5 protein-coding genes are annotated in these 13,190 nt (G+C 77.3%); all 5 read left to right on the plus strand.

From position 1 onward, the window contains the following. The first annotated feature begins 204 nt into the window (after nt 1–204). The 5 genes from MRBLMG1_RS04145 to MRBLMG1_RS04165 all read left to right on the plus strand — a co-directional run bounded on the left by MRBLMG1_RS04145 (nt 205) and on the right by MRBLMG1_RS04165 (nt 13,173). Nucleotides 205–1,062, plus strand: coding sequence for a DUF4132 domain-containing protein (locus MRBLMG1_RS04145; RefSeq protein WP_367820810.1), 858 nt, complete (start codon nt 205–207; stop codon nt 1,060–1,062). Next, nucleotides 1,059–5,975, plus strand: coding sequence for a DNA-binding protein (locus tag MRBLMG1_RS04150; protein WP_367820812.1), 4,917 nt, complete (start codon nt 1,059–1,061; stop codon nt 5,973–5,975). Before MRBLMG1_RS04145 ends, MRBLMG1_RS04150 begins: the two co-directional genes overlap by 4 nt. A 129-nt stretch (nt 5,976–6,104) precedes the next feature. Continuing rightward, complete coding sequence (locus MRBLMG1_RS04155; protein WP_367820814.1) at nt 6,105–7,259, plus strand: ATP-binding protein; 1,155 nt, start codon at nt 6,105–6,107, stop codon at nt 7,257–7,259. Continuing rightward, nucleotides 7,256–11,206: a vWA domain-containing protein gene (locus MRBLMG1_RS04160; protein ID WP_367820816.1), complete on the plus strand. Its 3,951-nt coding sequence runs from the start codon at nt 7,256–7,258 to the stop codon at nt 11,204–11,206. The genes MRBLMG1_RS04155 and MRBLMG1_RS04160 overlap by 4 nt, the downstream gene beginning before the upstream one ends. Further along, a complete protein-coding gene (locus tag MRBLMG1_RS04165) occupies nt 11,203–13,173 on the plus strand; it encodes a hypothetical protein (RefSeq protein WP_367820818.1) in 1,971 nt (656 codons plus the stop codon). Before MRBLMG1_RS04160 ends, MRBLMG1_RS04165 begins: the two co-directional genes overlap by 4 nt. Nucleotides 13,174–13,190: the final 17 nt, after the last annotated feature.

Consider the following 13,190-nt stretch of genomic DNA (forward strand, 5'->3'; position numbering starts at 1 on the left):
CGTCCGCAGCCCTCACACCGGCTGTCCGCCGCTCCTGCGCCGCCCTCCCGACGCCCGTCCACCGGCTGTCCGCCCCTCCGGCGACGTCGGGGCGGGCGTTGTCAGTGACCCTGGATAGTCTCCCCGCATACCGCAGCTCCGGGGCTACGACCCCGTGGTTCGAGCTGCGCGGAAACCGACAGGACAGGCGGAGGGGCGCGGCTGATGGCGTGGCTGACAGCGGGTGAGGGGTACGAGATCACCCTTGAGGACGGGCGCGTGGTGGCACGGCGCGCCGGGGGACGGCAGCTGAAGACGCTGCCGAAGGCGTTGCGCGACGAACCCGAGGTCGACCGGCTGCGGCGGCTCGCAGAGTGGCTCGACCGGCACGCGGCCGCGTGCGTGGCGCAGGTCGACACCTGGATGGTGTCGTCGCTTCCGGTGCCGACCGAGCTGATCGCCCGCGTGTGGCCGGACGAGGCGTGGCAGTCCGCGCTGCGCGACATGGCCCTGGTCGGCGACGACCCGGACGAGGTCGGCTTCCTGCGGGACGTCACGGCCGACGGCGAGCTGAAGGTGGTCGACCTCGACGGCGAGACCGTACGGCTCTCCCCGCGCACCGTCACCCTCCCGCACCCCGTGCTGCTGCCCGACCTGGACGACGTACGGGACTTCGCGGCCGAACTCGGCATCACCCAGCGGGTGGAGCAGATCCACCGCGCCACCTGGGCCGGGCCGGGCACCGGGCATCCGGAGACGGCGACGGAGGTACGGGACTACGCGGGCGGCAAGTACGCCTCGCGCTTCGGCCTCGCGGCCCGGGCCACCGGCCTCGGCTACCGGGTGTCCGGCGGCTACGCCACCTGCAAGGTCCGCGACGGCGGCCGCGGCACCGAGGCCTCGGTGTGGATCGGCGAACCGTACTGGGACGGGGAGTCGGAGACCGGCGCGCTGACCTGGCACGACGACGAGGGCCGCGCGGTACGGCTGAACGAGGTCGGACCGGTCGCCTGGTCCGAGGGGATGCGCATGGCCGCGGCGCTGTACGCCGGCCGCAGGATCGAAGAGGGTGGGGACGCGTGACCAGCACGACCGCTTCCGACAACACGGAGCTGCTCAAGGCCGGAGCGGTGCTCCCGGCCGACGCCGAAGGCGCGGGAGCCTCGGCTGTCGACATGACCGCGCGGGCCTACCGCCACCCGGTGCTCGGGGACGAGCGGGTCGTCGTCCGGCTGACCGCGGCCGAGCTGGGCCCCGCCGAGGACCTCGCCGCCGGCTTCCTCGGACTCGCGCCCCACGGCGAACCGGCCCTGGTGGGCCTCGGCCGGCGCAAGGAACTGGGCTTCCCCGAATGGGTGCTCGTGCACCACCCGGAGGACGGCCACCACGCGCTCGCGGTCGTGCCCGAGCTCGACCGGCTGGCCCGGCAGGCCAAGACCAAGCCCAAGGCCGCCCTCGACGCCTGCCAGGAACTGGCCGGGCGGCTCGCCTCGGCCGTCCCGCACTTCCTCCCCGTCTTCTACGAGCAGTCCGCGCGGGTCTTCCTCGGCGTCGAGAACCCGACGTACGCGGGCCAGCTCTTCGGCCGCGCCCGCACCAGCGAGGCCCAGCACGGCCTCACCGTCGACGAGGACCGGCTCGACGCCGTCTTCCTCGAATTCGCCCTGGCCGGGGCCCTGCCGGTGAAGGTGCTCGCCGGCTACGGCAAGGAACTCGCGACCCGGCTCGCCCCCGCCGAGGCGTACGAACGCTTCCGCCGCCTGTGCGTCCGCCGGACCGCCGGCGGCCTCGCCCCGTCCGCCCAGGCGGCCGCGGAACTGCGGCGCCTCGCCCGCGCCGCGGGACTCTCCGCCGGCGAGGCGGAGCAGGACTACCTCGCCGAACTCCTGCCGCTGCCCGCCACGCTGCGGGCCGCGAGCGGCTGGTGGAAGGCCCACCGCACCGCGCTGATCGCGCTGGCGCGCCGCGTCCCCGACGTGCGGGGCACGCTGCTGTCGATGACACCGCCCGGCGGCGAGGCCGAACTGAGCGACCTGTGGCTGGAGATCCTCGCCGAGTCCGGGGCGGACGCGGGACTCACCGACGCGGACGTGCCGCCGTCGGCGCGCTGCGCCGACGGCGCGGCTGGCTGGCTGGAACGCTTCCACACCGCCCGGCACCGCGGCTGGGGCAACCGGCCGACGCCGCCCGCCCTCCTCGACCTCGTGGAGCGGGCCGAGGGGCGGCTGCGCGCCGACCTGGCGGCGCGGCCCGACGGCGAGGGGTACCTGAGGATCGGCCCCGAGGACGTGAACCTCCTCGACCTGCTGCTCACCCTGGACATCCCGGTGGCCGACCCCCGCGAGGACGGCCCCAACCGGCGCGGCGACACCCTGAACCTGTCGGACTGGGCGCGCGGGGAGCAGCCCCGGGACCTGGCCGCGGTCGCCGCCGACCCGCGCTTCCGCCCCGCCTTCCGGCGCGCCGCGTACACGTACAACAGCGCGTCGACCGGCGAGGACGTGATGCGCCGGCTGGCCGCCTCGGCCGGTGGCCGCCCGATGCTCGCCGAATGGATGCGCGAGGTCGCCCGCACGTCGGTCGCCGCCGGGCTGCCCGGTCTGCCGCAGGCCATCGCACGCCTGTCGTGGCTGCCGGCCGAAGCCCTGGCGCTCGCGCCCGACGAGGTCGCGGCCGCGGCCGGAGTCGACCTCGGCGTGACGCTCGCGCGCACCCTGCGCGGCGGGCTCTGGGAGGAACTCCGCTGGCCGGCGTGGGAGGAGGCGCTCGCGGAGCTGTCGCCGACCCAGGACAAGCGCGACGGCCTCACCGTCGTCGAGGCCTGGCCCCACCTGATCGTGGCGAGCACGGCACAGGTGCGGGTCATCGACGCCGACTCCACCGTGCTCACGCACGACCTGCGCGTGCCCACCGGCCACTCGTACCGGTACGGCTTCCACTACGTGGACGGCGCCCTCCTCGTCTTCTGGAGCACCTACGGCCGCGACAGGGAGATCCAGGGCTACTGGCACACCGCCCCCGACACGGTGTTCACCCTGGAGGGCGACGCCGACCACTGGAACCTCCGCTCGCAGAACCTCAGCCTGCCGCTGCCCGGCGGCGGCCGCACCACCGGCGGCGGAGTCCTGCACCACGGCGACACGAAGCTGCCCCGCGAACGCCCGCTGCTCTCCGACGGCACCTCGCACTGGGTGTGGGCGGAGGCCCGCGAGGGGCACGACGACGCCGGCTGGGCCGAATACGACCCCGCCGAAGGCGCCCTCGGCCGACGCTCCCTGCCCGGCTTCCTCGCCGACGCGCTCCGCGCCCACGCCACGGGCGCCGAACTCGCCGATCGCTCCTCGTGGCTCCGGCCCGCACCCGCGGTCCCGGGCTCCGCCCTGGGCACCCCCGCGGACGGCCTCCTCGGCTGGCGCGTCGTCCGGCTCCCCGGCCACGGCTGGCACGCCGAGGACACCGCCGGGCGCGCCGTCACCCTGCCGGCGGAATCCGACATGCCGCTCGCCGCCGTGTCGTTCCCCGGCGACGACCGGCCCAGGGCCCTCACCCAGCAGTGGCGCAAACTGTCCCTCACCGACCCGGACGGCGTCGTCACCTCGACGACCGACGGCGACCGGAGCGAGCTGTACGGCACCGCGAGCGTCACCCTGCCCCCGCTGTCCCACCTGTACGCGCTCCGCGCCCGGGACGCGGAAGGCTCGGCGGCGCTGCGCACCGCCGACGCGGAGACCGCGGGCACCCTGCTGAAGGCGGCCGCCGCCGCGGAACGCGCCGCGGACCTCCCGGCACTGGTCACCGCCGCGCTGCCGGCCGTCACCGCGCCCGAGCTGGTCGCCGGCGTGGTGCGGGTGCTCCGCTTCGCGCTGCGGCAGCGGAAGGCGCTCGACTCCGTCGCCGCACGGCTCGACCCGGGCGCCGAGCCCGTGCGGGCCCGCGTCGAGGGACCGACCGACCGCCTGCTCGGCGAGGCGCTGAACGGCGTCGCCGGCACCGGCTACTACCGGTCGGGCAGCGACGAGGACGTGGCCCACCGCTTCCTCGCCGACCTCGCGGCGGTACGCGCCGACACCGCCGCCACGGCCAAGCCGGGCCGGCTGCACTTCGACCTGCCGTCGCTGCCGTACTCCTCGCTGCCCTTCACCACCCTCCTCGACGAACCGGCCGCCCTCGCCTACCGGGCCGTCGCACCCGGCAGCGGCGACCGGCACCGGACCGCGCTGCTCGGCCTGCTCGGCCAGGTCGACGCCCTGGGACTCGCCTCGGCGGCGGGCTCGGCCGGCCTCTGGCGCCGGGTCCAGGTCCATCTCGGAACCCCGCACCTGCACACCCCCGACGGCCTGCTGCGCGGCTCCTGGCACCACTGCGTGCTCCCGCTCGGCGGCGGAGCGGCGCTCGGCATCACCGAGCACCACGCGGACGTCGACGGCGGACGGGAGTTCGGGGCGCTGCTCCACGACCCCAGCGGCCGCTTCGGCGTGCCCGGGCCCTACACCGTGCGCGGCGACGCACCGGTGGGCGACCGCACGCGCGGCGCCGACTGGCTGACCGCGTTCCTGCGGGAGGCGGCCGCCCGCGGGGAGGCACCCTTCCACCCGGAGGCGGCCGAGGAGTTCGGCCGGCTCACCGGCGCCTCCGGGGCGCTGGCCCGGCTCGTCCTCGTCGGCATGCCCGACATCGACAGCTGGGAGAACAACTTCCTGCCGGCGGACCTCCGCAAGACCCTCGGCCTGAAGGTGGCCGAGGCGGCGCAGGCCCGCGACGTGCTGCGCGCCCTCCCCATCGAGGTGCGGCGGTCCGTCGTGGCCGCGCTCCTGCCCGCCGACCCGGCACGCCTGTGGACCGAAGGACCCGACGTGGCGGCTGCTGCGGCCGAGTGGAACACGCGGGTGGGACGCCGCACCCAGGTGCCCGACTGGCTCGCCGCGGAGGCCGCACGGGCCGCCCGCAGCGGGTGGCCCGTGCACCAGGCGCTCCCGGCGCTCCTCGACCCGGCGTCGTCACCGGAACTGAGCACCGACGTGCCCTGGCACATCGAGCGCGACCGGCCCGCGACCGTCACCCCCGCCGAGGCGCCCTTCACGACGTCGGTGCTCACGGGCGCGATGAGCCTGACGGCCTGGCTCGCCCACCGGCTGCCCGCCGGCGATCCCCTGCGGGCCCGGCTCCCCGAGGCCCTCGACGCCGTGCGGCAGCGCCTCGCCTCGCCCGAACTGCTCCTTTCCATCGGCCACTTCACCTCCCTGCCGGAGTTCCGCAAGGTGGCCGGCACGCCGACCGAGACCGCACCGGACCACGAGCGGTACGGCGCGGTGCTCATGGCCACGCACGACGACCAGCCCCAGCCGGCGCTGCGGACCGCCCTCCTCGACTCCACCGGCTCCGACCCCTACCTGGCTGCCCTGCGCGGCCCGGACCAGCTGCCCGGCGCCGTCGAGTCGGCCCTGCGGCGCGCGCACGACCCGGCGTTCGCACGGCTCCTCGCCGACCCGGGCGCGCCCGCGGCCGGCGACACCGATCCGGACGGCACCTGGTGGCCGCAGGACCCGTCGCGCTCGGTGCCCGCGCTCGTGGACGAGGTCGCCCGAACCCACGGCCTGGGAGTCGACGCGGCGACGCTCTACCTGATGCTCCTCGCCCTGCCCGACCCCACCGACCGCAACACCGCCCGTTGGACCGGCTGGAAGCCGGCCCGCCTCAAGGCCGCGCGCGCCGAACTCGCCGCGGGCGAACTCGTGGTCTCCGCCGTACGCGCCCGGGCCGGACGCTCCCTCTTCCTGCCCGGCGCCTGGGCCGAGCAGTCGGCACCCGTACCGCCGGTCGAGCAGTGGAAGCTGCCGATGTACGGCCCCGTGGCGGGCACCCGGCCGGTCCTCGGCGCCCTGGTGCCGACCGAGCCCGTCGCGGAGCTCTTCGCCCGGGCGTGGCGGCGCATCCTCGACGGCGACGTCCCGCGATTCGAGGAGCTGAAGGTGCGGCGCACCAGACGCCGCCGCTGAGAGGGGGCGGCGGCAGCGGAGCCCGCTGCCGCCGCCCGGTTCGCCGTTCGGTGCCGCGCACCCCACCCGGGGGCGCCGCACCCCGCCCCGCCATTCCCCGCACCCGTGTTCCCCCGGAGGAATCCCCGCATGACCGTCACCGAGAAGACCGCCCCCGCCCGGCAGGTACAGCCGGCCGAGGAGCGGTACGCCGCCGAACTCGCCTTCCTCGCCGCGCAGGACCCCGGCCCGCGCCCGCCCGGCTGGGCCCTGACGCCGCGCGCGGTGGTCACGTTCGTCTGCGGGAGCGACGGCGTGGAACTGGCACTGCCCGGGCGCCGGGCGGGTCTGCCGTCGAAGCTGGGGATCGCGCCCAAGTTCGTCGGCGAACGCGCACTCGTCGAGCGCTGCGTGGTCACCCTGGCGGGAGAGCGCGGACTGCTGCTCACCGGTGAGCCCGGTACCGCCAAGTCGATGCTGTCGGAGCTGCTCGCGGCCGCCGTGAGCGGGACCAGCGCACTGACCGTGCAGGGCACCGCGGGCACGACCGAGGACGCCTTCCGCTACGGCTGGAACTACGCCCTGCTGCTCGCCCAGGGACCCACCCCGCAGGCCCTGGTCGACTCGCCCGTGCTCGCCGCCATGCGCACCGGACGGGTGGTCAGGGTGGAGGAGATCACCCGCTGCCTACCCGAGGTGCAGGACGCCCTGGTGTCCATCCTGTCCGACCGCCGGATCACCGTGCCGGAGCTGACGTCCACGGAGGACGCGGTGGTCGGCGCGGCACCCGGCTTCACCGTCATCGCCACCGCCAACCTGCGCGACCGGGGCGTCTCCGAGATGTCCGCCGCGCTGAAGCGCCGGTTCAACTTCGAGACGGTGGACCCGATCGCGGACGCCGACGCCGAGGCCGTCCTGATCCGCCGCCAGGCCGTCGCGGCCGTACAGCGGGCGGGTGCGGCCTTCGGCGTCGACGACGCCGTCCTCGACGCCCTCGTCACCGTCTTCCGCGACCTGCGCTCCGGACGTTCCACCGAGGGCTGGGACGTCGAGCGGCCGGGCACGGTCATGTCCACGGCCGAGGCCGTACAGGTGGCCGCGTCACTCGGGGTCGCCGCCGCGTACCTGCCCGGCGGGGACGTGCTCGACCTGCTGCCCGGCCATCTCCTGGGCGTCGTCCGCAAGGACGACCCGGCCGACCACGCGCGCCTCCTCGGCTACTGGGACGGCCCCGTCCGCCGCCGGGCCGAGAACGGCTCCGCGATGTGGCGGCGGCTCTGGGACCTGCGCGGGAGCCTGCGTTGACGACCCTCGACCCCCGGTCGGCCGTCGACGCCCTCGCCGCGTCGCGCGCCCCGTACCTCCTCGGGGTACGCCACCACAGCCCCGCGCTCGCCGCGGTGGTGCCCGCACTCCTCGACGCCGCGCGCGCCCAGGTGGTCTGCGTGGAACTGCCGGCCGACTTCCGGCCCTGGCTGGAACACCTGGCCGACCCCGAGACCGTCGCCCCCGTCGCCCTGGCCGGCGCCGGCGACGGCGGACGCCTCTCCTTCTACCCCTTCGCCGACTTCTCCCCGGAGCTCGCCGCGGTGAGATGGGCCCGGGCCAACGGAGCGGAGGTCGTGTGCTGCGACCTCCCCCTGTCCGACCCCGGGTGGTCCCTGTCCGGCACGGGACCGGACGGGGGACGGGACGCGGGCTCGGAACCGCGCTCTGACGGGGGCCCGGACGCGGGCTCGGAACCGTGCTCTGACGGGGGCCCGGACGGGGGCCTGGACGAGGGACCGTCCAGGCGTTCGGACGGGGGCCTGGAGGCGCGCCCTGACGAGGGTGGTGCGGACGGGGGCTTCGGCGAGCGGGCGGACCACGGGGCGGAGGAACGCGCCGGGAAGGGGCGCCCTTCCTTCGCCGGCGCGCTCGCCGCGGCCGGTACCGGCCGCGCCGGTGACGACCTGTGGGACCGCGCCGTGGAGGTGCTGGCACCCGGCTGCTCGCCGGAGGCCGTGCGCCGCGCGGCCCTGGGCGTCGGCTGGGCCCTGCGTGCCGACGCCGCCGTGCCCGCCACCGACCTCGCGCGCGAGGCCCGGATGCGGCAGGTCGTGGCGGCGGCCGCCGCCGACGGGCGCCGGGTCGCCGCCGTGATCGGCGCCTTCCACGCGCCCGCGCTGCTCGCGGAGGCGGACACGGACACAAGGGCGGACGCGGTCCCGGGGACGGAGGCCGGAGACGCCCGCCCGACCGGGGCACGAGACGACGTGTCCGGCGCGGGCACGGACGGCTCCGGCGCGACGCGCCGCGGCCGGGCACCGGCGGCTCCGGAGGAGGCGGTGACCTCGTTCGTCCCCTACTCCTTCGACCTGCTCGACTCCCGGTCCGGGTATCCCGCCGGAATCCGGGACCCGCTGTGGCAGCAGGCCGTGCTCACGGCGGCCGGCGACCCGGACAGGATCCGGGACGCGGCCGCCGCCGCGGTGACCGGGCTGTGCAGGGAGCTGCGCCGCGCCGGCCACACCGCGGGCACCGGAGAGGCGGCCGAGACGCTGCGGCTGGCGTGCGACCTGGCGGCGCTGCGCGGGCTGCCCGCGCCGGGACGGGGGGAGCTGCTCGAAGCCGTGACCACCGTGATGGGGCAGGGCGAACCCCTGGGCCGGGGCCGGGCGCTGGCCCGCGCCCTGGAGGCCGTGTTCGTCGGCACCGCGCGCGGCCGGATCAGCCCGCACGCGCCCCGCTCGGGACTCGGCCCCTCCGTGGAGGACGAACTCGCCGCGCTGCGGCTGCCGCGCCCGGAGGAGCCGGAACCCCGCGAGGTGCGCCTCGACCCGCTCCGCTCCGCGCTGGACGGCCGTCGCGAAGTGCTGCTGCAACGCCTGCTGGTCATCGGCGCCTCCTACGGGGAACCCGTCGCGGTGGCGAGCACCGGCGACGGCACCGCGCTCGGCACCAAGTGGCGCCTGACGTGGACGCCGTCCGTACCCGCGCGGCTCGACCTCGCGGGCGTACGCGGAGTCACCGCGGCCCAGGCCGCCGCCGGCACGCTCGCCGAGACCGCCCGCCGCGAGGCCGCCGACGGCGGACCCACCCCCGCCCAGATCCTGACCGGGCTGACCGCCGCCGCCCGCTGCGACCTGCCCGAGCTGGTCGACGCGAGGCTGAGGGAGGCGTCCCTCGTCCTGCCCGACACCGCTGACCTGCCCGAACTGCTCGCGGCCCTCGACCTCTTGGAAGGCATCCGCCGCGGCCACTACCCCGGCACCCCGGACGACGCCCGCACCTTCGCCGGCGCACTCGCCGGCGACCTGCTCGAGGCCGCCGTCCGATCCCTCCCCGGGCTGGCCGGCAGCGACACCCCGGCGGACGCCGGGGCCCTCGTCGCCCTCGCGGACCGGACGGCCGCCCGGCACCTGGGCCTCCGGCTCGACCAGGCCCTCGCCGAACTCGCCTCCGACGCCTCGCCGCTGATGCAGGGCGCCGCCCTCGCCGTGCGCGTCATGCTCGACCTCGATCCCGCCGGCGGGCTCGGCGAGCGCACGGCCGGCTGGATCGACGGGGCGACCACCCCCGACACCCGACGCGCCCTGACGAAGCGCCTCGCCGGCGTCCTCACCGCCGCCGGCCCGCTGCTCCAGGCCTCCCCGGAGGCACTCACCCCCCTCCTCGACCGCGTGGACGACCTCGCCGACCAGGACTTCCTCGACCGGCTCCCCGCGCTGCGCGGAGGATTCGACGCCCTCGCCCCCGCCGCCCGCGACCGCCTCCTCACCACGGTCACCGACCGTCTCGACGACCGCCTCGACCTCTCCCTCGACGCCCCACCCGAGCTGCTCGCCCTGTGGACGGCCGCCGACGCCGCCGGTCTCGCGGCCCTGAAGGCCCTGTCCCTGACCGGCCCGGACGCCTTCGGCACACCGGACGGCGCACTCGACGGCGCACTCGACACCCCCGCGTCCACCGCCGGCGAGGCGCCACCCGCCTCGTCCATCGAGATCGCCGCCCCCGCCTCGCACGCCCAGACGGCGGCCCCCGCCGACCGGACGGCCACGGGCGCGGCTCCGGCCGCCCCGGCGGACACGGCGCTGGCCACGGCCCCCGCCGCCCCGGCGGACACCGCCTCGGCCGGGTCACCCGACCGGCGCCTCGGGCCCGCCGACCGGTGGCGGCTGCTCCTGGGCCGGCACAAGGACCGGCTCGGCGCCGACGCGCGCCGGTACGCCCGGGCCTTGGACGAGCTGTACGGGAGCGGGCGCGGCGAGGGTGCCGACGACGCGGACGGCGGCGCACCCGGACAGGGCGGGGGACAGGACGCGTCCTTCCCGACGGCACGGGAGTGGTCGCAGGAGCTGGAGGCCCTCTTCGGGGCGGAGGTGCGCGAGGAGGTGCTCGCGGAGGCGGCCGACGCCGGGCGTTCCGACGTGCTCACGCAGTTGGACCCGGCGGCGGTCCGTCCGTCGGTGGAGCTGCTGCGGTCGGTGCTGTCCCTGGCCGGAGGCATGCCCGAGGCGCGACTGGCCAGGCTGCGGCCGCTGGTGAAGAGGCTCGTCGACGAGCTCGCCAGGGAGCTGGCCACCCGGCTGCGCCCGGCGCTCTCGGGACTGGCCACCCCGCGCCCCACCCGCCGCCCGGGCGGTCGCCTGGACCTCGCCCGTACGCTGCGCGCCAACCTCGTCCACAGCCGGCGCACGGACGACGGCCGGATCGTGGTCGTCCCGGAGCGGCCGGTGTTCAGCACGCGGGCAAGCAGGGAGGCGGACTGGCGGCTGATCCTGGTGGTCGACGTCTCCGGCTCGATGGAGGCGTCGGTGATCTGGTCGGCGCTGACCGCCGCCGTCCTGGGCGGCGTCCCGACGCTGTCCACGCACTTCCTGGCGTTCTCCACACAGGTGGTGGACCTCACCGACCGGGTCGAGGACCCCCTCTCGCTCCTCCTGGAGGTTCGGGTCGGCGGCGGTACGCACATCGCGGCGGGGCTCGCCCACGCCCGGTCCCTGATCACCGTGCCGAGCCGCACGCTCGTCGTCGTGGTCAGCGACTTCGAGGAGGGCGCGCCGCTCGCCGGACTCCTCGGGGAGGTACGGGCGCTCGCCTCCTCCGGTGCCCACCTGCTCGGCTGCGCCGCGCTCGACGACTCCGGCGCGCCCCGCTACTCGGTGCCCGTGGCGCGTCGGCTCGTCGCCGCCGGGATGCCGGTCGCCGCCCTCAGTCCGCTCGCCCTCGCCCGCTGGGTGGGCGACCGCCTCCGTGGAGAACCCCGTTGACCCCCGAAGACCTGCCGCCCGTCGCCCCCGACGTCCTCGCCGATGCGGTGGAGCAACTCACCGCACGCCTGCGGAAGAAGCTCGACGCCGCCATCGCCGCCTGCGCCGAGCGGGCCACCCCCGCCCCGGACGGCTCCGTCACCGTCCCCTTCGGCGAGGACGCGCTCGTCACCCTCCGGCCCGGCCCGGCCGGCGCCGTCACCCGTGCCGAACAGGCCGTCTGCACCTGCCTGCTGGCCCCCCGCTGCCTCCACAGGGCGGCGGCGCTCGGCGCGGCCCCGATCGCGGACCCGGAGCCGCCCGCCATCGCGGAGGCGGCGGACGGCGGCCCGGGGTCGGCCACCCGGGCCGACGGCGGGGTGCCGGAGACCGCGGGCGGCGCCCTGCCCGCCACGCAGCCGGGCCTCGTGCCCGCCCCACGGCCCGAAGCAGTGCCCGCCACGCCGTCGGGTGCTGTCGCGGCGAGGATCGACGGGAGTGCGCCCTCCGACTCGGCCGGCGCCCACCCCGGCGCGGGGACGGAAGCCGAGGCGCCCGCCGTGGCCGCGCTCACCGCCGCACAGGTGCGGGCCGCGACCGGGTTGTGGGAGGCGGCGGCCGAGGCATTGGCGGCCGGCGTCACGGCCGGTGGTGCGGTGGTCCAGGCCGAGCTGCTGCGCGCGGCCCACACCGCGCGGCTGGCCGGGCTGCCCCGTGGCGAGGCCGCCGCGCTGCGGGTCGTACGGGGGCTCCGTGCCGCGCGGCAGCGGGGCGAGGGGCAGCGGCTCGGCGACCTGGCGGCCGCGTTCCGCGAGTTGCTGGCGGGGGCGGCCCTCGCGGCCTCGGGGGCGGCGGGACCCGGGGTGGTCGGCACCACGCGGCGGACGTACGAACAGGGCGGCAGCCTGCGGGTGTCGGGGCTGTGCCGCGAGCCCGTGCTGTCCGCGACGGGGTACGGAGGCGTGGTCACCCACCTCGTGGGTGGGGACGGCTCCTGCTACACGGTGTCCGACGTACGCCCGGGCGGTCTGGCCCGTGCCAGAGGCGCGGGCACCGCCTCCGTGGCGCTCGGCGGGGCGGTGCTCGACCACGCCGGGCTCGCCCGCGGAGGTCTGCGGATCGTCGGCGCCACCGTCTCCCCGGACGGGCGGCTCGGCGCGGGCCGGGGGGTCAGCGCGACGCCGCTGCGGGGGGTGGAGTGGTCGCAGGAGCCCGCGGCGGCGCTGTTCGCCCGCCCGCTCCACGAGGCGGTGTCCGCCGCGCTGGAGGGACTCGCGCAGGAGGAAGGGGATCGCGAGGCGGGGCTGCTCGGCTGCGACGTGGAGGTGCTCGGCGCGGCGGGGGAGTACCTCGTGGCCCGCGTCGCCGGCGGCGGCCCCCTGCTGCGGCTCCACCCGGCCCACCCGCACCCGGAGCTCCCGCATGCCGCGAACCTCCGCAGGATCGCCCGGCACCCGGGGCTCGCCCTGCGGGTCCTCGGCCGTCCCGACCCGGACCGGGCCGCGACGCTCCGCGCCCTGGCGGTCGGCCCGGTGCCGGGTGCCCCGTACACGCTGAGACTGCCCGAGGAGTGGCTGGGTCGGGCCGACCTGGGGTACGACCGGCTCCAGGGCAGCCACTTCCCGCGCGAGGCGCCGGAGTCCGTACGGCTCGGGCCGGTGACCGCCGGCCCGGACCCGCTGGCGGACGCGCCCCTGTGGCGGGTGCGCCGCCTCCTGGAGACCGGCGTCGCCGGAGGGCGCCGCGCACTGGCCGAGGCCGGTCGGGGCGCGGACGCGGCGGGACTCCTCGTACCCCTGCGGCGTGCGGGTCTCGGGGGAGCCGCCCACCTGGCGGCGGCGCTCACCGCGGAAGCGGACCGCCGTCCCCGCGACTCCTTCGGTCGGCTCACGGACGCCTCGCCCGACGGCTATGCCCGTGCCTGGTTGGCCTCGGCCGTCCATCTGGCCGCCGCCGAGCGCGCGTTGGTGCTGGCGTCCTGGTCCTGACACCTCCGACGCGGCGC

Origin of the sequence: Streptomyces sp. LMG1-1-1.1 (assembly GCF_040815545.1) — a bacterium.
Lineage (GTDB): Bacteria > Actinomycetota > Actinomycetes > Streptomycetales > Streptomycetaceae > Streptomyces.

Excerpts from the sequence above, each read along its gene's own strand:
- MRBLMG1_RS04145 (WP_367820810.1), top strand. The coding sequence starts at position 205 with ATGGCGTGGCTGACAGCGGGTGAGGGGTACGAGATCACCCTTGAGGAC.
- MRBLMG1_RS04155 (WP_367820814.1), top strand. The coding sequence starts at position 6,105 with ATGACCGTCACCGAGAAGACCGCCCCCGCCCGGCAGGTACAGCCGGCC.